Here is a 21,325-nt window from a genome sequence, read left to right on the forward strand (position 1 = left end):
CACATGATCGACGAGCTGCGGATACTCCACGACGACGCGCACCTGGTCGTCGTGCACAAGCCGGCGGGGCTGCTGGTGCACCGCACCGCCCTGGCCCGCGGCGAGCGCGAATTTCTGCTGCAGCGGCTGCGCGACCGCTTGGGCCGGCGCGTCTACCCGGTGCATCGACTCGACCGCCCCACCTCCGGCGTGATGGTGTTCGCCCTCGACCCCGAAAGTGCCTCCCGGCTCGGCGCAGCGTTCACCGAACGCCGGGTGACCAAGCGCTACCTGGCAGTGGTGCGCGGCATCGGCCCCGAGGCCGAGCGGCTAGACTATCCGCTGCGCGAGGAGGATGGTCCCCGGCCCAAGGCGGAGATGCCCGCCCAGCCGGCCATTACCGAGGTGCGCCGCCTGGATGGCGTGGAGCTGCCGGTGCAGGTCGACCGCTACCCGCATGCCCGCTACTCGTTGATGGAAGCGCGCCCCCTGACCGGCCGCCGTCACCAGATTCGCCGCCATCTGTCGCGCCGCGGCTATCCGATCATCGGCGATGCCAAGCACGGCAAGAGCATCCACAACCGGTTCTTCGCCGAGCGCCTGGAAATCCCGCGCCTGCTGCTGGCCGCCGTGGAGCTGGGTTTCGAACATCCGGCCGGTGCTGGCTGCCTCAGGGTCAGCGCCGCCCTGGATGCGCCCATGAGCCGGCTGTTCGAACGCTTCGGCTGGAGCGGCCACCTGCCGGTGAATGCCGTTCGCCACGACAGTTTTGCCGAACCCACCGTGGAATCGATCGCGCCATGACCGACCTGCCTCAGCCCCACTCGCTCGACCGGGACGACTACGCGCTTCGCTTCGGTGGCATCCGCCGCCTCTACGGCCGGCGTGCCGCCGAGCGGTTTCGCTCGGCTCACGTGGTGGTGGTCGGCGTCGGCGGCGTGGGCAGTTGGGCCGTCGAGGCATTGGCGCGCTCCGGCATCGGCCGGCTCACGCTGATCGACCTCGACGACGTCTGCATATCGAACGTCAACCGCCAGCTGCACGCCCTGGACGGCACCATCGGTCGCCCCAAGGTGGAGGCGCTCGCCGAGCGCTGCCGGGCCATCCACCCCGGCATCGAGGTCACCGCCGACACCGCCTTCGTCACCCCCACCAACCTGGCCACGCGGCTGCCGCTGGAGGCCGATCATGTGGTGGACGCCATCGACAGCGTAGTGGCCAAGGCAGCGCTGATCGCCTGGTGCCGGCGCCACAAGATGCCGATCACCGTCACCGGTGCCGCCGGCGGCCAGACCGACCCCACCCGCATCCGCACCGCCGATCTCACACGCACCGAGCACGACCCGCTGCTGGCCAAGGTGCGCGCCCGGCTACGCCGCGATTACGGCTTCTCGCGCAATCCCAAGCGGCGCTTTTCGGTCGAATGCGTCTACTCTGACGAACAGCTGGTCTATCCTGCCGCCGACGGCGAGGTGTGCTTCGAGAAGCCCGCTTCGAACGAGTCCACACGGCTCGACTGCGCCTCGGGTTTCGGTGCTGCGACCGCCGTCACCGGCAGCTTCGGCTTCGTCGCCGCCTCGCGGGTGCTAACCAGACTGGCCAAGCAGGCCGCGGCCAATGACGACGGCGAAACCGGCCCCTGACCGTCGGAACCCATTGACCGTCGTTGCCAGCATCGCCGCTCGCGCATTGGTTCTCAGCAGGGAGCTCGAGATGTCACAGCCCCACCCCGTCCCCGGGATCTACTACCACTACAAAGGCAACCGCTACGAGGTGCTCGGCGTGGCCCATCACAGCGAAACCGAAGAGCCACTCGTCGTCTATCGTGCCCTCTATGGCGATTACGGCCTGTGGGTACGCCCACTCGGGGACTTCAACGAAACCGTCGCAGTTCAGGGCGAGCCCGTGCCGCGCTTCGAGCTCGAAAAGGCGTTCTGAGGCACATAGCGATGCACCTGCCACCCCAATGGACCGGGGCGGATCAGAAACGGCAGCGCATTGGGCAGCCTCACCCCGTACGGACTCCCGAAGAGCTGGGTGCGGATCACCCGATAGACGCCGGAATGAGCCACCACCAAGGGCAGATCGTCGCTGGCCAGCACGTCGTTCAGTGCAGCCAGCACGCGTGCCTGGAAGCTCGTCCAGCTCTCTCCGCCGGGTGGCGTCGCCTCATAGGGAGGCTGTCGTACCAGTGGCGCTTCCTCCAGCTCTCCCCAGTCGCGTTCGTCGAGTCCACTCAGCCGGATGGCCGTCTGGCCGGGCACGGCCAACTCCGCGGTGCGCCAGGCACGCTGCAGCGTACTCGTCACGACCCGGCTCCAGGGCCGAGCGAGCCACACGGCTGCCTGCCTGGCCTGGGCCTCGCCCAGCGCCGTCAGCGGCACATCGGTGCGCCCGCCGATGCGCCGTTCTCGGTTTAAGGGCGTTTCACCATGACGGAGGAAGACGAATGGCCTAGCCAACAGCATCGCTGTTCTCCTCGGCGACGGCCGGAGATCCCGGTGCCGTCAACCCTGCGTTCACCTCGCGTACCTCGGTGGTGAACAACGGCATCACGCGCTCGGCTCCCAGCCGGGAAACGAGCGTGCGCAGATGGGACAAGCGCAAGTGGACGTTCCAGCGCAGCCAGTCGACCTCGCCTGCCGCCCACTGACGTTGTCGCCGGGGCGTGAGGTAGCCCGTATGCAGCAGACGGTGATCCGGCCAGTCCTGTGGATCGTCATCGCAGTCCTCCACCAGCCACAGTTCGGGGGAGTCCACGCGCGGCGCATCGAGCAGCCGGCGAATGGTCGCATCATGCTCTTCTCTACGCAGCGAACCTGGCAAGCGCAGCAACTGCTCGAGCGCCTGACGGCAGGCGGCGTCCAGGTTCCAGGCAATCCCCAGCCGCTCGGCGTGGACCTCGAGCCAGAGTGCCATTTCCAGCGCCCGCCCCGACAACGGTACCGGTAATGTCCGCGGCTCGGTCAACCGCTGGGCAATGGCTGCACGACATTGCGCCTGGGGGGTATCGTAGCGGCCGTAGGAGGCATCCAGCAGGGCAACGCGAGCTGGTGGCGGCGCATCGAAAGGAAACAGCGATGACTCGAGGCAGGCATCGCCGCTGTAGAACACCCCGCCACCGATGCCCAGATGCAGCCATACGCCACCCAGCGAGTGCCCGGCCTGGCCGGTGGTCACCGGGATTCCCTCGATGCAACACTGACCGCGCTCGGGCAGCGCTCGCCACTCGCGTCCGCCCGGCAGCGCTGCCGCCACCACGGCGGTACAATAGAGCGGCAGCTCGTCGGGCAGCGTCCCCACCCCACCGATGTGGTCGAAGTGATCGTGGCTGATCAGCACGGCATCGACGTCCAGCCCGTCGGCCCAGGCCGTCGACTGCCCCGGATGCAGGGCGCCGCCGGCGTCGAGCAGCAGACGCTTGCCTTCGGCCTCGACCAGGATGGCGGCGGGCGCCTTGTCGCCCAGCCCGCTCAGCACCTCGATGCGTGGGCTCATGCCTCGGATTCCAGGCACCAGCCCTCGCGCAAGGCCAACGCCACCGCTTGCCCCTCGGCCAGCGCCGCGTGGTGATAGGCCAACAGCGCTTCACCGCTTTCCAGGCGCAGGTGCAGCTCGTAGCGCTCGCCGCGGAAGGTCACGCCTTCCACTCGCGCGCGCAGGTCATCGAGGCAAGGGGCATCCGGCAGTACCGTTACGTGCTCCGGGCGCACCAGCACCGGCTGGGTGCGCTCGGTGACAACGGCGGCGAGCCCCCGCATCAGGGGGCTCTCCTCCAGGCGCTGGCCCGGCCGCCCCGCAGCCACCTTCAGTTGGCTGCCCTGACCGATGAAGCTCGCCACCCAGGTCGATCGCGGCCGGCGATAGAGCGTTTCCGGCGTGGCCCACTGCTCCAGCCGCCCTTCGCGCATGACCGCGATCCGGTCCGCCAGCGCCATGGCCTCGCTCTGGTCATGGGTGACATAGACCAGGGTAGCGCCGGTGCGGCGGTGGAAATCACGAAAGCTCCGCTCCATGGCGGCACGCAGATGGCGATCAAGGTTGGCCAGCGGCTCGTCGAGCAGCACGATTTCGGGGTCGGTGACCAGGCAGCGTGCCAGCGCTACGCGCTGGCGCTGGCCACCGCTGAGTTCCTGTGGCGAACTCCCGGCGTATGACTCCAGGGCCACCAGAGCCAATGCCTGGGCCACCCGGCGCCGGTAGACATCGCCCTCCAGTCGGCGCAGCTTGAGCGGGTAGCCGACGTTGTCGGCCACGCTCATGTGCGGCCACAGGGCATACGACTGGAACACCATGGCCATGTTGCGCTGCTCCGGCAGCACGTGCCGCTCCCGGCTGGCCAGAGTCCGCTCTCCCAGGCGAATCTCGCCGTCGCTGAGCGGTTCGAAGCCAGCCAGCATGCGCAGCATGGTGGTCTTGCCGCAGCCGCTGGGGCCGAGCAGAGCGACGAACTCGCCCGATTCGACATCCAGCGAGAGTGACTCTACGGCTGCATGCTCGCCGAAACGCTTGGTGACGCGATCGATCGTCAGCTCTGCCATGGCACGACTCCCTTGGGCAGGCGCGGTGCCAGCAGGCTCAGCAACAGCATCAGTGCCGCCACCATCGCCACAACCAGCACGGCCACCGCAGCGGCCAGCACGCTCTCGCCGCCCTCGTCCAGGTTGAAGATCAGCACGCCCAGGGTCTCGTTGCCCGCACTCCACAGCAGAGCGGAAACGGTCAGTTCGTTCACCGCCATCAGGAATACCAGCAGCCCACCGGCGAACAGTGCTGGCGCCACCAGCGGCAGCACGATGCCGCCCAGGCGGCGCCAGGGGCCGGCACCCGCCAGCTGCGCGGCCTCTTCCAGAGAAGGATCGAGCTGGGAAAGACCGGCAGCCACCGGCTTGAGACACACCACCAGGAAGCGCGCCAGATAGGCGATGAAGATCAGCCCCAGGGTGCCGTAGAGCGCCACGTTCACCACGGGAATGGGCCGCACGAAGAGCAGAATGCAGGCCACCGCCAACACCACGCCGGGCAGCGCATAGGGCAGTTCGATGGCGCTCAGGGTCAGGCTCTGCCAGCGCTGCGGCAAGCGCTGCAGCCGGTACGCCAGCGGCAGGCTGCACAGCATCAGCACCAGCGCAGCACCGCCCGCCAGCCACAGGCTGTTGCGCACCGCCCGCCAGGTTGCGCCCTGGCGGCCAATCACCTCGTGGTAAGCCTCCAGAGTGAGGGTTTCCCAGGTCAGCGGCACCCCCATGGCGGGCACCAGCGAGCTCACCACCAACGCCGCCAGCGGCGCGACGAGGATCGCCAGCAATACGGCCAACAGCAGGGCGGTCACCCCCGCTCGCCAACGTCCCAGCGAGAAGTCGTGGGCACGCCCACTGTGGCCCACCAGCCCGTAGCGGCTGCGTTTCATCCACGCCTGCTGCAACGCCACGCCAGTGAGCGCCAGCATGCCGATCAGCAGCGAGAGCGAAGCCATCTCGGCGAGCACGCCGGTACCGAAACTCGCCATGCGTTGATAGATGAGGGTCGGCAGCACGTAGTAACCGGCGGGAATGCCCAGCATGGCAGGAATGCCGAAATTGCCCAGGCTCGAGATGAAGGCCATGGCCGCGCCGGCAATCAGGCCGCTGCGTGTCACCGGCAGGATGATCTGTCCCCACACCTGGGCCTGGCGGGCGCCGCTGATGCGCGCCGCCTCGACCAGCTCGCGGGGAACCGACAGCAGTGTGGTCCGTAGCGCCAGGAACACCAGCGGTGCACTCTGGATGCCCAGCAGCAGACCGATGCCCTGCGCCGAATGGAGCGGCTGCGGGCTGCCCAGCGGCGGCGCCATGCCGATGCTCTTCAATAGCGGGCTGGCGGGGCCGAAGAGCTGCAACCAACTGAGCGCCGTGACCTGGGGCGGAATCATCATCGGCAGCATGAAGCAGAACACCAGCCAGGCTTTGCCGCGGATGTCGGTCAGAGTGATCACGAAGGCGAACAGACTACCCAGCACCAGCGCTATCAGCATGCCCAGTCCCGAGGTGTAGAGACTGCGCCATAGCGCCCGCCAGGTGCTTTCGGCCTGCAGCACCCGCCATAGCGGCGCCTCGCTGCCCTGGGCCAGATCGCCCAGCGCCTCCATCAGCAGACGCAGACTGGGCATCAGGCTGAGTACCACGATGACGGTCGTCAGCAGGGTGAGCAGCCAGCGATGCTGGCTGCCGTCGGTGAGGCTGGGTGTCATGATCAGCTACCGAACAGGTCGCTGAACCGCTCCTTGAGCTCGGCCTCCGTGGCCAGGGCGCTTTCGACATCGAGTGGCATCAGGTCGATGTCGTCGCGTGCCGGGAAGCCCTCCGGCGGTGCCACTGCGGGATGCGCCGGCAAATAGCCCTGATCGCTCACCAGCCGCTGCCCCTCCTGCGAGAGAACGAAATCGACGAATTTCTGCGCCGCATCGAGGTTGTCGGCCTCCTGCATGATGGCTACCGGCTCGGTCACCGCGCTCACTCCCTCCTCGGGGAACACGAAATCGACCGGCGAGCCCTTGGCCGCCTCGCGAATCGGCAAAAAGTCCACCACGATGCCGTAGGGCTTGGTACCCGCCGCCACGGCATTGAATACGCCGCCGTTACCGCCCTGGGCTTCGACGCGGTTGTCGTGCAGCGCCTCGTAATAGCTTTCGCCCAGTTCGGAATGGCCGCTGAGCGTCGCCATGTGAATCAGGGCAGCACCGGAGTAGAGCGGGCTCGGCATGGTCACTTGCCCTTCGTATTCCGGTTCGACGAGATCTTGCCAGCGCTGCGGCCGATGTTCGGCAGCAGTATTGTAGACGATGCCCGTGGTGATCAGCTTGCTGCCGTAGTAGTAGCCTGCCGGGTCGTACAGCTCGGCGTCGTAGGCCTCGCGCTCAGGACTCAGGTAGGACTGCAGGTGCCCCTCCTGCTTGAGCGACTGCATGGTCATGCTGTCGGCGATCAGCAGCACGTCGGGGTTGCTGACGCCGGCGGAAAGCTCGGAGCGCAGGCGTGTCATCAGCCGAGTGGTGCCATCGCGCACCCATTCCACCTCGACCTCAGGATGGGCGGCCTGGAAAGCGTCGACGGTTTGCTGGGCGTCGCCGTTGGGCTGACTGGTGTAGAGCACCAGCGTCTCGCTGCCGATAGCCGGAAAGGCCAAACCGGCAAGTGCTGAAGAAACGACAAGAGCGGATACCAAGGGGCGTTTCTGCATCATGAGACAACCTCCGATGAGTGAGCCCCAGCGACATTACCGTCATCGCCTTACAACACCGTGACAGTCGGTTTTCAGTGTGCGGGCGGCCTGGCTGCGCGACGGCAAGCCGTCGCGATGACCGCCGGATACAGGCGTTGGCAGCGCCCTGAAATGACAACACCCGCATCGGTGACGCCGATGCGGGTGCTGCGAATGGCAGAAGGCAGGGTATCGGCGTTACTCTTCTCCGGCTTCCTGCATCTGCTTATGCAGGTAGTTCTCGATGCCGACCTTGTCGATCAGGCCGAGCTCGGTCTCGATGTGATCGATGTGCCCCTCTTCGTCGGCCAGCAGGTCACGCAACAGATCGCGAGTCACGTAGTCCTGTACCGTTTCGCAATAGGCGATCGCCTCGATGTAGCCCTTGCGTCCCTCGTGCTCGATCTTGAGGTCGCACTCCAGCATTTCACGGACGTTCTCGCCGATGTGCAGCTTGCCGAGATCCTGCAGATTGGGAACGCCCTCGAGGAAGAGGATGCGGTCGATCAGCTTCTCCGCGTGCTGCATCTCCTCGATGGACTCGTCGTACTCCCACTTGCCCAGCTTGGTGAGGCCCCAATCCTGATACATCTTGGCATGCAGGAAATACTGATTGATGGCGACCAGCTCGGCACCCAGGGCCTTGTTGAGATGCTCGATGACCTTGGCATCACCTTTCATGGTGCGTCTCCCTCTTCATTGCGTCTTGGACCGATCCTGAAACGTCAGGCTGAAACGTAGCACCGTTCTCTGCGGCACGTCGAACACCCCCAGTATTGTCTACTGAGAGCAAAAAGTCCAAACATGACAAAGGGTTGGGAGAAACGCAACTAGAATGAGAAGAATTGGCTATCGATGCTGCAGCCCTCTCGGGTTCGCCATGAAGGCGCGCGGCATCACACCGCGTAGGCCAAGTCGTCCACGGCGGCCGACATCTCGTTGACGATGGCTTCACGCGTGATGTGTTTGGCCGTGCAGGCACACTTGCCGCACTGGGTGCCGCAACCCGTCTCGGCCTGAACCTCGCGCCAGCTGCGGGCGCCGCCCTCGACGGACTCGCGGATTCGGTGGTCGGTCACGCCCTTGCAGATACACACGTACATTGCAGCACCTCGCCAATCGTTGCGAGATCGAATGTAAATGATTCGCATGGCGTAGTGCAACCCCCAATCGATGAAAAAATGATCAGGGTCAGTCGAGCGGTATCTCAACGTCGCGCTGGCTTGGGCAACACCACGGTACGCGTGCCGGAAACGATATCGGGCCAGCTGCGTTGCTCGGTGTCGAACAGGACCCACAGGTAGCCGAGCCCGAGCGCGACGAATGACAGCCACGCCACGCCATAGCGCACCAGACTCTGCCCCAGCGAGATAGCGCGACCATCCACGGTCTGTACGCGTAGCCGCCAAGCCTGCATGCCCAGGGTCATGCCGCCGCGCCGCCAACAGAAAGCGAAGAACAGGAAGGCACTGGCGAGCAGCAGCAACTGCAGAGAGCCACGCTGCAGCCAGCCGGCCCCCACCGCTTCGGCCTCCAGCCCGAAGCCGAAGCGAACCACCGCCAGATGGGCCACCGCAACCAACAACCAGATCGCCGCTACCAGGAAACCATCGTAGAGCATGGCGCCCAGCCGCCGGCCCAGGCCAGCCGGCCAAGTGTCGTCGAGGTGCTCGAAGCGTCGCGGCATATCCTTCATCTCCCGTATTACCCGCTGCGCCGTAACAGATAGAGACCCAGCACGGCGCACAGCAGAGTCGGCCCCAGCACGGCCCAGATCGGTGAAAATCCCCAGACCGTGGAGGCCGGCGCCAGCAGGTCCTGCAAGTACTTGAAGACCAGGCCGGTCACCACGCCATAGAATACCCGCGTCCCCGCCGCCACGGTTCGCAACGGGCCGAATACGAAGGAAGCGGCCACCAGCACCAGAGACGCCAGGGTCAGCGGCATCAGCAGCTTCTGCCAGAAGTAGAGCAGCGGCTGGGTCGCCTCGAGACTCTGGCTGCGCAGGTAGCTGGCATAGGCCCACAGCTCGCTGGGCGCCTGGCTATTGACCTCTCGCAGCAGGCGGTCGAGCTGGGCGGGGGTCAGCCCCGTTTGCCAGGGCAGGCTGTCGTGACGTTCGACGTCGGTACGCTCTTCATGGAAGCGCGTGATGGCAACATCCTCGAGCCGCCAGGCGCCGTCATGCCAGATCGCCCGCTGGGCCACCATGGCATCCTGCAGGGTGTGCCCCTCGAAGCGATAGCGAGTCAGGTCGAGCACGGTATCATCGGCGCGAATGGCGCCGAAGCGGTAGATGCTGTCGCCTTCGCGCTGCCAGCCGCCCCGCTGGGTGAGCACGGCGCCTTCTCCCTGCAGTTTCTCGAGACGCCAGGCACTGGCGAACTGCTCGGTGCGTGGACTCACGTACTCGGCGACCAGCAGCAGCACGACCACCACCACCAGAACCGGTTTCATGACGCCCCACAGAATGCGCGTCAACGAACGGCCGGCAGCGCGCATCACGGTGAGTTCGTTGCTCGACGCCATGCTGCCCAGACCGATCAGCGCGCCGATCAGCACGCCAACGGGCGCATACTGGTAGAAGCGCCAGGGCAAGCGCATCAGCAGGTACTGCAATACCTGGAAGGCGCCATAGTCGCCGGCCACGTCCTCCAGGTCGTTGATGTAAGTGATGACGAGGTCGAGCCCCAGCAACACCACCTGTACCACGATGATGGCACCTAGCACGTTGCGGGCGATGTAGCGGTCGAGGCGATCGGCAATCATCCCGCCATCCCCTGGCGCTGGGCACGCACCATCAAACCGAGACCGAGAAGCAGGAAGACGACATGAATGGGCCACATGCCCAATGCCACCGGCAGCGAGCCACGCCCGATGGCATCCAGCGCCGCGAGCAGCAGGCTCAGGTAGCAGACGTGCAGGAACACCGCCGGTAACAGCTTGGCGAAGCGCCCCTGACGGGGATTGACCTTGGCGAGCGGCATCGCCAGCAGCGTCAGGATGAATACCATCACGGGCAGCGACAACCGCCACTGCAGCTGTGCCTGGGCGCGCGTATCGTCATCATCGAGCAGCGCCGCGGTGGTGGCATACTCGGGAGACCCCAACTCGGCGCCCTCACCGGCCCGCGAAAGGCGCACCGCATAGGTCGCGAATTCGAGGCGCTCGGCCTCGTGGCGTCCCGGCTCCACGCTGTAGCGCTCACCGTTCTCCAGCACCAGGAACCGGCTGCCGGTGTCATCGTCCACCGTCTGGTAGCCGCTGGCGGCACGCGTCACGGCGCTCTCCGGCGTGCCGTCACGGCGCCGCTGGCGCTCGCTGATGAAGACTTCCTGCATATGACTGCGATCGTCATCGAAGCTTTCGGTATAGGCAGTACGCCCGTCGCCGAAGTCCTGGAATCGACCCGGCGCGAGCGCCGTGAAATCCAGCCGGCTGCGCTGCTCCTCGAGCAGTTGCTCGTTGTGCAGAGCCCCGGCCGGGGTCAGCCACAGGCTACACGTTCCCACCAGCAACGCCACCAGAGCGGCCGGCACCAGGCTCACCTGCAGCAGGCGCATGGGGCTGGTTCCACAGGCCACCAGTACGGTGATCTCGCTGTTGAGGTAGAGCTGACCATAGGCGAGCAGAATGCCCAGAAAGAAGGCGAGCGGCAGGATCAGCTCGAGAAAGCCCGGCAGATGGAAGAGCATCAGAGAGCCGAGGATGCTGACCGGAATCTCGCCTTCCGCGGCATCGGAGAAATAGCGGATGAAACGGCTGCCCATGATCACCAGCAGCAGCACGCCTGCCACCGCCGACATGGTCAGCAGGATCTCGCGGGTCAGATAACGAAAGACGATCATGCAGCGCTTTTATGCATTGGAGCCATGCCTTGGGTACACTGGGGTGATTCGGCACGGGCCTATGGCCGTGCCGGCATTATCCAGAATCCCCCTTCGCTTGTCTTGTGGAGTCACCATGGAATTCCCCGTTCAGACGGCCAACCCTGCCAAGGTCGAGACGGCCTGCCTGGTATTACCGGTGTTCACTGACGGCGAGCTGCTGCCCGCTGCCGCCAAGCTCGACGACGCCAGTGAGCGACTCATCGGGCAGTTGATCGAGCGCGGCGATTTCGAGGCCAAGTTGGGTAACGTTCAGCTGATTCCCTTCGCACCCGGGCTGGGTGCCGACCGCCTGCTGCTGGTGGGCTTGGGTAGCCGCGACAAGTGCCAGGAAGGCGCCTTTCGCAAGGCGCTGGATGCCGCCTTCGGCTCGCTGGCGAAACTCGCCGTGGACGATGCCGCCGTGGCCTTCACCGATGTGCCGATCGGCGAGCGCGCCTGCGACTGGAAGGCCCGCATGGTCGCCGAGGCCGCCAACCGCGCCGTCTATCGCTTCACCGAATTCAAGTCCGAGCCAGCGGCGGCGCCGCAGCTGACGCAGGTGACCCTACTGGTCAGCGAAGGCGGCGACAGCCAGGCCGCCAAGCGGGGCGCTCGCGTGGGCGACGCCATCGGCCAGGGCGTCAGCCTGGCCCGCACTCTGGGCAACCTGCCGGGCAACGTCTGCACGCCCCGCTACCTGGCCGAGCGCGCCGAGCGGCTGGGCGAGGCATCGAACGGGGCACTCTCCGTGGAAGTGCTCGACGAAGAGGCCTTGGAGCGCCTGGGCGCCCACAGCCTGCTCGCCGTGGGACGCGGCAGCGCCGAGCCCTCACGGCTGATCGTGATGCGCTATCAGGGTGCCCAGAATGCCGACGAAGCGCCCCACGTGCTGGTCGGCAAGGGCATCACCTTCGACACCGGCGGCATCTCGCTCAAGCCCGGCGAGGCCATGGACGAGATGAAATTCGACATGTGCGGCGCCGCCAGTGTGTTCGGCACCGTTCAGAGCGTGCTGGCGCTCGCGCCCAAACTCAACCTGGTGTTCATCGTCGCCGCCGCCGAGAACATGCCCGACGGCCGCGCCACCAAGCCCGGCGACATCATCAAGACCCTCAAGGGGCTCTCCGTGGAGGTGCTCAACACCGATGCCGAAGGTCGCCTGGTGCTGTGCGATGCACTGACCTACGCCGAGCGTTTCGAGCCGGCCAGCGTGGTGGACATCGCCACCCTCACCGGCGCGGCGATCATCGCCCTGGGTCACCACGCCACCGGCCTGCTCGCCAACGACGACGACCTGGCGCTGGACCTGCTCGACGCCGGCGAGATGGCCTGGGACCGCGCCTGGCACCTGCCGTTGTGGGACGAATACCAGGAGCAACTCGACTCCAACTTCGCCGACCTGGCCAACATCGGCGGGCGCCCGGCGGGCACCATCACCGCCGGCTGCTTTCTGTCGCGCTTCGCGGACAAGTTCCCCTGGGCACACCTCGACATCGCCGGCACCGCCTGGCATTCGGGCAAGCAAAAGGGCGCCACCGGCCGCCCGGTGGGGCTGCTCACCCAGTATCTGCTGGATCGTGAGGTCGAGCTGGGCGAGACTCCGGAAAACGTCGAGTAGCACGTCAAGCCGAGCGACACTTCGCAACGCATAACTCGCGTGCTACGTTTATCCGCGAAGCATTCTCCCCATGGGCCGGACTTTCCCGGCCCATGGCGGTTATGTCATTCTCGCTGTCAACGTTCGTCACGCCGCTGCGTGACGACACTCAACCGCAACGGCCCACGGTCCGACGATTCGTCGGCTGCCGACGCAGAGTTCTGTAACGGAGACCCCCGGTGACCACTTCTGGCTTCGACATAAGGCCGACCGCTCACCCCACGGATGACGCCATCCGCGACGAGATCCTCGGCAATTCCGGCTTCGGCCGCTATTTCAGCGACCACATGGCACACATCCGCTGGACCGCGGACGACGGCTGGCACGGCCACGAAGTGCGCCCCTACGGGCCGCTGACCCTCGACCCCGCCGCCGCCGTGCTGCACTACGCCCAGGAAATCTTCGAGGGCATCAAGGCCTACCGCCACGCCGATGGCTCGGTGTGGACCTTCCGTCCCGAGAAGAACGCCGCGCGCTTTCGCGCCTCGGCGCGCCGGCTGGCCTTACCCGAGCTCAGCGACGACGATTTCATCGGCTCGCTGAAGGCGCTGGTCGGCCTGGACAACGCCTGGGTACCCACCCCGGCCAGCGCTGCCGAGGAAACCAGCCTCTACCTGCGCCCATTCATGATCGCCAGCGAGAAATTCCTCGGCGTACGCCCATCGAAGGAGGTCGACTACTACGTGATCGCCTCGCCGGCCGCTGCCTACTTCAAGGGCGGCGTCAAGCCGGTGTCGATATGGCTGTCGTCGAACTACAAGCGTGCCGCCCCCGGCGGCACCGGCTACGCCAAGTGCGGCGGCAACTACGCCGCCTCGCTGGCGGCGCAAAAGGAAGCCGAGGCGCATGGCTGCGACCAGGTCGCCTTCCTCGACGCGGTGGAGAACAAGTGGGTCGAGGAACTCGGCGGCATGAACCTGTTCTTCGTCTACCGCGACGGGCGTATCGTCACCCCCAAGCTGACCGGCACCATCCTCGAGGGGGTCACCCGGGACTCGATCATCCAGTTGGCCCGCGACGAAGGCCTGACGCCGGAAGAACGTCACATCAGCATCGACGAATGGCGTGACGGCGCCGCCTCCGGCGAGATCAGCGAAGTCTTCGCCTGTGGCACCGCGGCGGTGGTCACGCCGATCGGCGAGTTGGTCAGCGACGACGAGCGCATCCGCCTCACCGCCGACAACGGCGGCGACATCGGCAAGCGCTTGCGCACCCAACTGCTCGACCTGCAATACGGGCGTCGCGAGGATACCCATGGCTGGCTGACGCGCCTGGCGTAAGCCCTCTGAATCGAGCCCCGGGCTACGAGTCGCGAGCAGTACGCGGCCGACTCGTAGCCCGTAGCCATCACCAGGCCCTAGCCGTGACCGAAATCGATTTCTACATCCTGCCCGATACCACACTGGAAGCGCGTCTCGACTTCGCCTGCCGGCTGGCCGAGACCATCCACGGCAAGGGCTACCGGCTGCACCTGCACGCCGAGGACGAGGCCATGGCCAGCGACCTCGACGAGCGGCTATGGACCTTCCGCCCCGAGGCCTACCTGCCCCATGCCCTGCTCGGCAGCGACATGGCCGACAGCGTGACGGTGACCCTCGGCTGGGAACAGCCGCCCGAGCTCAGCGCCGAAGCGCCCATGGCGCTGCTCAACCTCGACCCGGGTATCCCCGAGTGGTTCTCGCGCTTCGAACGGGTCGCCGAGATCATCAACCAGCATCAGCAGGTGCTCACCGCCAAGCGCGCCTGCTGGCAGACCTACAAGCAGCGCGGCTATCCGGTGAAGGCGCATCAGCTGCGCGGTTGATGCCGTCAAAGCAAGGGGCGCCGGGGGCAGGCCGGAGAGGAGGTCCGATGCCAGGGATGGCATCGGTAGCGCCCAGGGATGGGTTCACAGCGCCTCCTCGAAGGGCTGCCCCCGGATCAGCCCCGATGGCGAAGCTGCCCCGACGCCTCTCTCTTCAGACATCAGTAGCCTTGTCTCCACATTCCACGCCCATGACGCCGACCGTCGCAACGGGCTATAATCGAACCCATTTTTCACACCCCGCACCGTGCCGCCGCCCATGGGCGGCGAGCGCCGTGCCTCGTTGCCACCCTTTTACTTCGACCCGGAACGCCCATGGACAAGACCTACCAACCCGAGCAGATCGAATCCCGCTGGTACGAGCGCTGGGAAGCCGACGGCCGCTTCGTCCCCTCGGGCGAGGGCACGCCCTTCTCGATCATGATCCCGCCGCCCAACGTCACCGGCAGCCTGCACATGGGGCATGCGTTCCAGGACACCATCATGGACACCCTGATCCGCTGGAAGCGCATGCAGGGCAACAACACCCTGTGGCAAGTGGGCACCGACCACGCCGGCATCGCCACCCAGATGCTGGTGGAACGCAAGGTCGCCGCCGAAGAGGGCAAGAGCCGCCACGACCTGGGCCGCGAGGCCTTCATCGACAAGGTGTGGGAGTGGAAGCACGAATCCGGCGGCCACATCACCCGCCAGCTGCGCCGCATGGGCGCCAGCGTCGACTGGTCGCGCGAGCGCTTCACCATGGACGACGGCTTCTACAAGGCGGTGCAGGAAGTCTTCGTGCGCTTGTTCAACGAGGGGCTGATCTACCGCGGCAAGCGCCTGGTCAACTGGGATCCGACCCTGCACACCGCCATCTCCGACCTCGAGGTGGAGAACCGCGACCAGCAGGGGCAGTTCTGGCACTTCCGCTACCCGCTCGCCGACGGCGTCAAGACCGATGCGGGTCTCGACCACCTGGTGGTCGCCACCACCCGCCCCGAGACGATGCTCGGCGATACCGGTGTGGCCGTGAACCCGGAAGACCCACGCTACGCCTCGCTGGTGGGCAAGTTCGTCGAGCTGCCGCTGGTCGGCCGGCGCATCCCCATCGTCGCCGACGAGCACGCCGACATGGAGAAGGGCTCCGGGTGCGTGAAGATCACCCCCGCCCACGACTTCAACGACTACGAAGTGGGCCGCCGTCAGAACCTGCCGCTGATCAACGTCTTCACCCAGGACGCGGCGATTCTGCCCCGGGCCGAGGCCTTCGACATTCAGGGTCGGCCGCTGCCCGACATCGACACCACCCTGCCCGAAGCCTACGCCGGCCTCGACCGCTTCGAAGCGCGTAAGCGCATCGTCGCCGACATGGAGGCCGTCGGGCTGCTCGAGCAGGTGGAGACGGTCAGCAACACTCTGCCCTACGGCGACCGCAGCGGCGACGTCATCGAACCGCTGCTCACCGATCAGTGGTTCGTCGCCGTGGAGAGCCTGGCGAAACCCGCCATCGAGGCCGTCGAGAACGGCGACATCGAGTTCGTGCCCAAGAACTACGAGAACATGTACTTCGCCTGGATGCGCGACCTGCAGGACTGGTGCATCTCGCGCCAGCTGTGGTGGGGCCACCGCATCCCGGCCTGGTACGACATCGACGGCAACGTCTTCGTGGCGCGCAACGAGGTCGAGGCGACCCGTCAGTACCTGCAAGAGTTGGCGGACTTCATCGAGCACGAGCAGGGCGATTTCGACACCGCCATGCGCCTGCGCTCCTTCGACCAGCTGCTCGGCGGCACCCCCGAGCTGACCGCGGATGCGCTGACCACCATGGAGAAGCTCGGCGTGCCCCGCCTCACCCAGGACGATGACGTGCTCGACACCTGGTTCAGCTCGGGGCTGTGGACCTTCGCCACCCTCGGCTGGCCCGAGCGCGGCGAGGACTTCCGCACCTTCCATCCCTCCAGCGTGCTGGTCACCGGCTTCGACATCATCTTCTTCTGGGTCGCGCGGATGATCATGCTGACGCTGAAGTTCACCGGCGAGGTGCCCTTCAAGCAGGTCTACGTGCATGGCCTGGTGCGCGACGGCCAGGGTCAGAAGATGTCCAAGTCGAAGGGCAACGTGCTCGACCCCATCGACCTGATCGACGGCATCGGCCTGGAGAACCTGGTCGAGAAGCGCACCGGCAGCCTCATGCAGCCGCACAAGGCCAAGGCCATCGCCAAGGCGACCCGCGACGAGTTCCCCGAAGGCATCGAGCCCCACGGCACCGATGCGCTGCGCTTCACCTTCCTCTCCCAGGCCACCACCGGGCGCGACATCAAGTTCGACATGGGCCGCCTGGACGGCTACCGCAACTTCTGCAACAAGCTGTGGAATGCCTCGCGCTACGTGCTGATGAACGCCGAAGGCCAGGACTGCGGCGCCAACGACGACGAACCCATGGAGCTGTCGCTGGCCGACCGCTGGATCGTCTCCGAGCTGCAGCGCACCGAGTCGCAGGTGACCCGCGCGATACAGGAGTACCGCTTCGACCAGGCCGCCCAGGCGCTCTACGACTTCCTGTGGAACGAGTACTGCGACTGGTACCTGGAGCTCTCCAAGCCGGTGCTGTGGGACGAAGCCGCCAGCACTGCCGCCAAGCGCGGCACCCGCCGCACGCTGGTGCGCGTGCTGGAAGCGATCCTGCGTCTCGCCCATCCGATGATGCCCTTCATCACCGAGGAGATCTGGCAGCGTGTGGCGCCGCTCGCCGGCACCGCCACTGGCGACGGCAGCGAGTCGATCATGGTCCAGCCCTGGCCGCAGCCCGACGACGACAAACTCGACGAGACTGCCGGCCGCGATATCGCCTGGCTCAAGGGCGTGATCGTCGCCGTGCGCAACGTGCGCGCCGAAATGAACATCGCTCCGGGCAAGCCGCTGGAAGTGCTGCTCACCAAGGGAAGCCCGAGCGACCGCGAGCGCCTCGAAGCCAACCGCCCCTTCCTCGCCAAGCTGGCCAAGCTCGAACGCGTCGAGTGGCTCGACGACCCCGAGCAGGCACCGCTTTCCGCCACGCAGCTGGTGGGCGACATGGAAGTGCTAGTGCCCATGGCCGGGCTGATCGACAAGGAGGCGGAGCTCGCCCGCCTGGCCAAGGAGATCGACAAGCAGGACAAGCTGATCGGCGCCGTCGAGAAGAAGCTAGGCAACGACAGCTTCGTCGCCAAGGCGCCGGCCGAGGTGGTGGAAAAGGAGCGCGGCAAGCTGGCCGATTTCCAGGCCGCCCGGCGGGTGCTGGCGGAACAGCGCGACAAGATCGCCGAATTATGAGGACATGCCAGAGATGATGACGGTGACCAGACCCATGTTTTCACCCGGCCGCATTGTGCTGTGCAACCTTCTGGGAATGATTCTGATCGCAAGTTGGCTGTTCCCGAACCTGACCTTCTGGAACGAACTCGACGATGCCGTTTTCTTCCTTACCAATGCCTGGCTGGAGGATGCCAACACGCTGTGGGTGACTTTCGTGGCCGTCACCAACCACCGGGCATTCGATGTGGCCAGCCTACTGGTGCTGCTGGCCATCTTCATCTGGGCAATGCGCCGCGATACGGCTTCGACCCCACGCCTGCTGCACTGGGGCGGCATCGGCATCACCATGCTGATAACCGCCGTGGTACTCACCCAGGGCGTGCGCCTGATCGTACCGTATGGCCACCCGAGCCCCACGTACGCCTATGACGACGTCAATCTGGTGTCTCAGTTGGTCGAGTTTGCCACCAAGGATGGCTCAGGCAACAGCTTCCCTGGCGACCACGGCGTCAACCTCTTTCTGTTCACCGCCTTCATGTGGCGCTTTGCCGGACGTCAGGTGGCTCTAGTCAGTCTGTTCGCCACGCTACTCCTCAGTGCACCACGCATTCTCAGCGGTGGCCATTGGTTCAGCGACGTCTATTTTGCCGCTCTGGCCATCAACCTGATCGCCGCTCCCTGGATACTGTTCACTCCGCTGGGACCAAGGATCGCCAATGCCGTGACGACGGGGCTGGTGAGCGTACGCAACCGCTGGCTGGCGAATTAATCCGCACGTCGCCAGCCGCCCAACACCCGCTGGTCGGGGCCGAAGAAAACCAGCCGGTCATGGTCGATCAGGTAACGGTAGGCGTTCTCCAACATGCGAGTAACCCGCTGGGCGTCGTCAGCCTCGGGGCAGGCGCGCCGGGTGGTGGCGAGTTCGGAAAACTCGACGCGCTTGCCTGCGCCGAACTTCACCTGGCCAGTGAGGCGGTTGCAGCCATCGCTGCCGCTCACCCGGCCATCGCCGGAGACCGTGAAGTGGGGCGTTTCGGGCATCGACAAGCGCTCGTCGGTGCCCACCAGCAGCAGATTCCAGCGCGGCCCCACCACGGGGCCGGCCACGTCGTCATCGCCAGCCGGCAGGCGGGCATCGGGAGCCGGCCCGCCCCCACAGGCACCGAGCAGCAGGGTCGTCAGCAACAGCAGGAAAAGCCCCGCCGGTCTCAGCTCGATCATCGTTCGGTTCCTTCCCTCGCTTGGCCCCGGCTTACCAGGTGCCGGTATTCTCCATGGACGCCCACGGCTCCTTCGGCGCTTGGGGCTCGCCCTTCTGCAGCAGCTCCACGGAGATGCCGTCGGGGCTTTTCACGAAGGCCATGTGGCCATCGCGGGGCGGGCGGTTGATGGTCACGCCGTTGTCCTGAAGGTGCTGACACAAGGCGTAGATGTCGTCGACACGGTAGGCCAGGTGGCCGAAATTGCGTCCGCCGGTGTACTCCTCGGGGTCCCAGTTCCAGGTCAGCTCCAGCTCCGGCGCCTTGAGCTCGGCGGAACGCGCCTCGTCCTCCGGCGCGACCAGAAAGACGAGAGTGAAACGCCCCTTCTCGTTCTCCTTGCGACGTACCTCCTCAAGGCCCAGTAGGTCGCAGTAGAATCTCAGCGAGGCATCCAGATCGCTGACGCGCACCATGGTGTGCAGGTACTGCATGGTCGACTCCTTTCTTGGGTCAGGGGGCTCGCCGTTGGCGGTATCGCTCGGGGCTGATCCGTCGACAGCGATGGTCCTTCTCGGCTTGCTTAATGAGTGTACTCGTTGAAGATTTCCGGCGTGCGCGTGTCGCGCTGCCAGCTCAGCACGGCATAGTCGTCTTGGCGCCCGGTTTCCATGCCCGGCGAGCCGTGGGGCATGCCCGGCACGGCGAGCCCGGCCACGTCGGGTCGCTCCTCGAGCAGGCGCTCGATGTCGGCTGCCGGCACGTGCCCCTCGATGACGTAGCCCTCGACGGTGGCCGTGTGGCAGGAGGCGAGTTCGGGCGTGAGGCCATGCTCGATCTTCACCGCGCGCATGTCGTCGGTGTCGTGAACCTCGACGTCAAAGCCGGCGGCTTCCAGGTGCTCGGCCCAGGCGGTGCAGCAACCGCAGTTGGGATCCTTGTGCATCTCCACCAGCGGGCCGGCCCAAACGGTGGTGGCGAACAGCCCGAGCGAAGCGGCAAGCATCGAGCGCAGCCGACGAGGCAAGGAACGATGGGTCATGACAAACCTCCAGATAAAGAATGCGGCAGCCGCCGTTGCCTGAATCCTGACAAGAGTCACAGCGCTTGCCAATAGCCGATTGCACATCATGAGGCCCTCAGCGCTGGTCGGCCACCGCCAGGAGTAAGGAACCCACGCGAAGAGCCTGGCATCATAGAGGACACTTCCTGCCAGCGAGGGACCGTTCGACCATGGATACCGTGACGCAGGCCGCGCTGGGTGCGGCCGTCGGCGGCGCCGTACTCGGCCGGCGACTGGGCCGCAAGGCAGTGCTGATTGGCGCGGCACTGGGTACGCTGCCCGATCTCGATGTGCTGATCGACTACGGCGATGCCGTGGCCAACGTGACCGAGCACCGCGGTTTCAGCCATTCGTTGTTCGTGCTCACCGGCCTGGCCACCCTGCTGGCCACGTTCACCCAGCGTTTCGCCGCTGCTCGCGACATCTCGCGGCTGCGCTGGTGGACCTTCTTCGCCCTGTGCCTGCTCACCCATCCATTGCTCGACGCCCTGACCACCTACGGCACCCAGCTGTGGTGGCCGCTGGAGGTCCGTCCCACGGCCTGGCCGGTGGTGTTCATCATCGACCCGCTGGTCACCCTGCCGTTACTGATCGGCGTCGCCACGGCCCTGGCGACCGGTAACGGCCAGCGCGCCCCCTCCTGGGGACTGGCACTGGCCTGCGCCTACCTGGTACTGGCCGTCGGTGCCAAGACCCTGGTGACGCAACGTCTCGAGCCGGTGCTCGTCGAACGGGGGCTGGAGAGCGCCCCGCGCCTGGTACAGCCCACGCCGTTCAACATCCTGCTGTGGCGTGCCACGCTGATCGATGGCGAGCGCCACCACGAGGCACTGATCGGCGTATTCGACGGCGACGAGCCGCCAGCGCTGGAGACCTTCCGTCGCGGCGCCGAACTCGAGGCGGCGGCGCTGGCCACCCGCCATGGCGAGCGCCTGGCCTGGTTCGCCGCCCCCTTCCTGCGCTACGCAGTGCAGGAACACGACGGACGGGAAACGCTGGTCGCCACCGATCTGCGCCTGGGCTTTCCCGGCTTCTACCCGTTCAGCTTCACCCTGGCCACCCGCGACGGCGACACCTGGCAGCCGGTGGCCGCCAGCGTTCAGCTTCCCTCCCCGCAGCGTGCCGACCGCGATGCCCTGTCGCGTCTGGCCGGTCGCCTGCTCGATACCGAGCCGGCCTTCTGCACCAGCCGGTTCGTCGCGCCCCAGTGGCACATTGCCACCCCCGGCCACTGCTGAA

Annotated in this window: 22 protein-coding genes; 9 read left to right on the forward strand and 13 right to left on the reverse strand. The window is 66.2% G+C overall.

Annotated elements, in window-relative coordinates:
- The first annotated feature begins 3 nt into the window (after nucleotides 1-3).
- From GFD32_RS16375 to GFD32_RS16385, 3 genes are all read left to right on the forward strand, one after another.
- Nucleotides 4-783 (forward strand): pseudouridine synthase, encoded by a 780-nt coding sequence (locus tag GFD32_RS16375; protein ID WP_205599156.1) that lies wholly within the window; start codon nucleotides 4-6, stop codon nucleotides 781-783.
- On the forward strand, nucleotides 780-1,622 hold the full coding sequence (gene tcdA, locus GFD32_RS16380) for a tRNA cyclic N6-threonylcarbamoyladenosine(37) synthase TcdA (protein WP_163577670.1): 843 nt from the start codon (nucleotides 780-782) through the stop codon (nucleotides 1,620-1,622). The genes GFD32_RS16375 and tcdA overlap by 4 nt, the downstream gene beginning before the upstream one ends.
- A gap of 70 nt (nucleotides 1,623-1,692) precedes the next feature.
- Complete coding sequence (locus GFD32_RS16385) at nucleotides 1,693-1,917, forward strand: DUF1653 domain-containing protein (protein ID WP_163577671.1); 225 nt, start codon at nucleotides 1,693-1,695, stop codon at nucleotides 1,915-1,917.
- Here GFD32_RS16385 and GFD32_RS16390 read toward each other — a convergent pair.
- The 10 genes from GFD32_RS16390 to lptF form a co-directional block, all read right to left on the reverse strand.
- Nucleotides 1,872-2,447, reverse strand: a complete 576-nt coding sequence (locus GFD32_RS16390) for a histidine phosphatase family protein (RefSeq protein WP_163577672.1) — start codon at nucleotides 2,445-2,447, stop codon at nucleotides 1,872-1,874. The genes GFD32_RS16385 and GFD32_RS16390 overlap by 46 nt on opposite strands.
- Nucleotides 2,434-3,477, reverse strand: coding sequence for an MBL fold metallo-hydrolase (locus GFD32_RS16395; protein WP_163577673.1), 1,044 nt, complete (start codon nucleotides 3,475-3,477; stop codon nucleotides 2,434-2,436). Before GFD32_RS16395 ends, GFD32_RS16390 begins: the two co-directional genes overlap by 14 nt.
- Nucleotides 3,474-4,520: an ABC transporter ATP-binding protein gene (locus GFD32_RS16400; protein WP_163577674.1), complete on the reverse strand. Its 1,047-nt coding sequence runs from the start codon at nucleotides 4,518-4,520 to the stop codon at nucleotides 3,474-3,476. Before GFD32_RS16400 ends, GFD32_RS16395 begins: the two co-directional genes overlap by 4 nt.
- A complete protein-coding gene (locus tag GFD32_RS16405; RefSeq protein ID WP_163577675.1) occupies nucleotides 4,508-6,208 on the reverse strand; it encodes an ABC transporter permease in 1,701 nt (566 codons plus the stop codon). The genes GFD32_RS16400 and GFD32_RS16405 overlap by 13 nt, the downstream gene beginning before the upstream one ends.
- A 2-nt stretch (nucleotides 6,209-6,210) precedes the next feature.
- Nucleotides 6,211-7,197, reverse strand: coding sequence for an ABC transporter substrate-binding protein (locus GFD32_RS16410; protein ID WP_163577769.1), 987 nt, complete (start codon nucleotides 7,195-7,197; stop codon nucleotides 6,211-6,213).
- Nucleotides 7,198-7,416: 219 nt separating this feature from the next.
- Nucleotides 7,417-7,899, reverse strand: a complete 483-nt coding sequence (gene bfr, locus GFD32_RS16415; protein ID WP_089687578.1) for a bacterioferritin — start codon at nucleotides 7,897-7,899, stop codon at nucleotides 7,417-7,419.
- A 215-nt stretch (nucleotides 7,900-8,114) separates the two neighbouring features.
- Complete coding sequence (locus tag GFD32_RS16420; protein ID WP_089687580.1) at nucleotides 8,115-8,321, reverse strand: (2Fe-2S)-binding protein; 207 nt, start codon at nucleotides 8,319-8,321, stop codon at nucleotides 8,115-8,117.
- Nucleotides 8,322-8,425: 104 nt separating this feature from the next.
- Nucleotides 8,426-8,905: an RDD family protein gene (locus GFD32_RS16425; RefSeq protein ID WP_163577676.1), complete on the reverse strand. Its 480-nt coding sequence runs from the start codon at nucleotides 8,903-8,905 to the stop codon at nucleotides 8,426-8,428.
- Nucleotides 8,906-8,922: 17 nt separating this feature from the next.
- Nucleotides 8,923-9,987, reverse strand: a complete 1,065-nt coding sequence (gene lptG, locus GFD32_RS16430) for an LPS export ABC transporter permease LptG (protein WP_163577677.1) — start codon at nucleotides 9,985-9,987, stop codon at nucleotides 8,923-8,925.
- Entirely contained in the window at nucleotides 9,984-11,066 is a 1,083-nt protein-coding gene (lptF, locus tag GFD32_RS16435; protein WP_163577678.1) for an LPS export ABC transporter permease LptF, read from the reverse strand. The genes lptG and lptF overlap by 4 nt, the downstream gene beginning before the upstream one ends.
- Nucleotides 11,067-11,181: 115 nt before the next feature.
- Between lptF and GFD32_RS16440 the strand changes: the two genes are divergently transcribed.
- From GFD32_RS16440 to GFD32_RS16460, 5 genes are all read left to right on the forward strand, one after another.
- A complete protein-coding gene (locus tag GFD32_RS16440; protein WP_163577679.1) occupies nucleotides 11,182-12,705 on the forward strand; it encodes a leucyl aminopeptidase in 1,524 nt (507 codons plus the stop codon).
- 218 nt (nucleotides 12,706-12,923) lie between these two features.
- Nucleotides 12,924-14,024 (forward strand): branched-chain amino acid aminotransferase, encoded by a 1,101-nt coding sequence (locus GFD32_RS16445; protein WP_163577680.1) that lies wholly within the window; start codon nucleotides 12,924-12,926, stop codon nucleotides 14,022-14,024.
- 83 nt (nucleotides 14,025-14,107) lie between these two features.
- Complete coding sequence (locus GFD32_RS16450; RefSeq protein WP_163577681.1) at nucleotides 14,108-14,548, forward strand: DNA polymerase III subunit chi; 441 nt, start codon at nucleotides 14,108-14,110, stop codon at nucleotides 14,546-14,548.
- A 315-nt stretch (nucleotides 14,549-14,863) separates the two neighbouring features.
- On the forward strand, nucleotides 14,864-17,842 hold the full coding sequence (locus tag GFD32_RS16455) for a valine--tRNA ligase (protein ID WP_163577682.1): 2,979 nt from the start codon (nucleotides 14,864-14,866) through the stop codon (nucleotides 17,840-17,842).
- 34 nt (nucleotides 17,843-17,876) lie between these two features.
- Nucleotides 17,877-18,593 (forward strand): phosphatase PAP2 family protein, encoded by a 717-nt coding sequence (locus GFD32_RS16460; RefSeq protein WP_240455688.1) that lies wholly within the window; start codon nucleotides 17,877-17,879, stop codon nucleotides 18,591-18,593.
- Here the strand turns inward: GFD32_RS16460 and GFD32_RS16465 are convergent.
- From GFD32_RS16465 to GFD32_RS16475, 3 genes are all read right to left on the reverse strand, one after another.
- Nucleotides 18,590-19,045 carry an META domain-containing protein gene (locus tag GFD32_RS16465; protein ID WP_163577684.1) on the reverse strand — a complete coding sequence of 152 codons (456 nt, stop codon included), beginning with the start codon at nucleotides 19,043-19,045 and terminating at the stop codon, nucleotides 18,590-18,592. The two genes, GFD32_RS16460 and GFD32_RS16465, sit on opposite strands and share 4 nt — an antisense overlap.
- 31 nt (nucleotides 19,046-19,076) lie before the next feature.
- Entirely contained in the window at nucleotides 19,077-19,517 is a 441-nt protein-coding gene (locus GFD32_RS16470) for a VOC family protein (protein WP_163577685.1), read from the reverse strand.
- Nucleotides 19,518-19,606: 89 nt separating this feature from the next.
- The gene (locus tag GFD32_RS16475; RefSeq protein WP_163577686.1) at nucleotides 19,607-20,065 is read right to left on the reverse strand and encodes a DUF411 domain-containing protein; all 459 of its coding nucleotides are present in this window, start codon (nucleotides 20,063-20,065) and stop codon (nucleotides 19,607-19,609) included.
- Between the two features lie 191 nt (nucleotides 20,066-20,256).
- On the opposite strand from GFD32_RS16475, the gene GFD32_RS16480 reads away from it, so the two are divergent.
- Nucleotides 20,257-21,324 carry a metal-dependent hydrolase gene (locus tag GFD32_RS16480; protein WP_163577687.1) on the forward strand — a complete coding sequence of 356 codons (1,068 nt, stop codon included), beginning with the start codon at nucleotides 20,257-20,259 and terminating at the stop codon, nucleotides 21,322-21,324.
- The last annotated feature ends 1 nt before the right edge of the window (nucleotide 21,325 follow it).

The sequence above is a fragment of the Halomonas faecis genome, assembly GCF_010993975.1.
In the GTDB taxonomy this organism is placed as follows: Bacteria; Pseudomonadota; Gammaproteobacteria; order Pseudomonadales; family Halomonadaceae; genus Halomonas; species Halomonas faecis.

What these genes read in the sequence shown, in the direction of transcription:
- GFD32_RS16480 (WP_163577687.1), top strand. Translation starts at nt 20,257, where the DNA reads ATGGATACCGTGACGCAGGCCGCGCTGGGTGCGGCCGTCGGCGGCGCC.
- lptG (WP_163577677.1), bottom strand. Translation starts at nt 9,987, where the DNA reads ATGATTGCCGATCGCCTCGACCGCTACATCGCCCGCAACGTGCTAGGT.
- lptF (WP_163577678.1), bottom strand. Translation starts at nt 11,066, where the DNA reads ATGATCGTCTTTCGTTATCTGACCCGCGAGATCCTGCTGACCATGTCG.
- GFD32_RS16440 (WP_163577679.1), top strand. Translation starts at nt 11,182, where the DNA reads ATGGAATTCCCCGTTCAGACGGCCAACCCTGCCAAGGTCGAGACGGCC.
- bfr (WP_089687578.1), bottom strand. Translation starts at nt 7,899, where the DNA reads ATGAAAGGTGATGCCAAGGTCATCGAGCATCTCAACAAGGCCCTGGGT.
- GFD32_RS16400 (WP_163577674.1), bottom strand. Translation starts at nt 4,520, where the DNA reads ATGGCAGAGCTGACGATCGATCGCGTCACCAAGCGTTTCGGCGAGCAT.
- GFD32_RS16455 (WP_163577682.1), top strand. Translation starts at nt 14,864, where the DNA reads ATGGACAAGACCTACCAACCCGAGCAGATCGAATCCCGCTGGTACGAG.
- GFD32_RS16475 (WP_163577686.1), bottom strand. Translation starts at nt 20,065, where the DNA reads ATGACCCATCGTTCCTTGCCTCGTCGGCTGCGCTCGATGCTTGCCGCT.
- GFD32_RS16465 (WP_163577684.1), bottom strand. Translation starts at nt 19,045, where the DNA reads ATGATCGAGCTGAGACCGGCGGGGCTTTTCCTGCTGTTGCTGACGACC.
- GFD32_RS16375 (WP_205599156.1), top strand. Translation starts at nt 4, where the DNA reads ATGATCGACGAGCTGCGGATACTCCACGACGACGCGCACCTGGTCGTC.
- GFD32_RS16425 (WP_163577676.1), bottom strand. Translation starts at nt 8,905, where the DNA reads ATGCCGCGACGCTTCGAGCACCTCGACGACACTTGGCCGGCTGGCCTG.
- GFD32_RS16405 (WP_163577675.1), bottom strand. Translation starts at nt 6,208, where the DNA reads ATGACACCCAGCCTCACCGACGGCAGCCAGCATCGCTGGCTGCTCACC.
- tcdA (WP_163577670.1), top strand. Translation starts at nt 780, where the DNA reads ATGACCGACCTGCCTCAGCCCCACTCGCTCGACCGGGACGACTACGCG.
- GFD32_RS16395 (WP_163577673.1), bottom strand. Translation starts at nt 3,477, where the DNA reads ATGAGCCCACGCATCGAGGTGCTGAGCGGGCTGGGCGACAAGGCGCCC.
- GFD32_RS16460 (WP_240455688.1), top strand. Translation starts at nt 17,877, where the DNA reads ATGTTTTCACCCGGCCGCATTGTGCTGTGCAACCTTCTGGGAATGATT.
- GFD32_RS16420 (WP_089687580.1), bottom strand. Translation starts at nt 8,321, where the DNA reads ATGTACGTGTGTATCTGCAAGGGCGTGACCGACCACCGAATCCGCGAG.
- GFD32_RS16470 (WP_163577685.1), bottom strand. Translation starts at nt 19,517, where the DNA reads ATGCAGTACCTGCACACCATGGTGCGCGTCAGCGATCTGGATGCCTCG.
- GFD32_RS16385 (WP_163577671.1), top strand. Translation starts at nt 1,693, where the DNA reads ATGTCACAGCCCCACCCCGTCCCCGGGATCTACTACCACTACAAAGGC.
- GFD32_RS16390 (WP_163577672.1), bottom strand. Translation starts at nt 2,447, where the DNA reads ATGCTGTTGGCTAGGCCATTCGTCTTCCTCCGTCATGGTGAAACGCCC.
- GFD32_RS16410 (WP_163577769.1), bottom strand. Translation starts at nt 7,197, where the DNA reads ATGCAGAAACGCCCCTTGGTATCCGCTCTTGTCGTTTCTTCAGCACTT.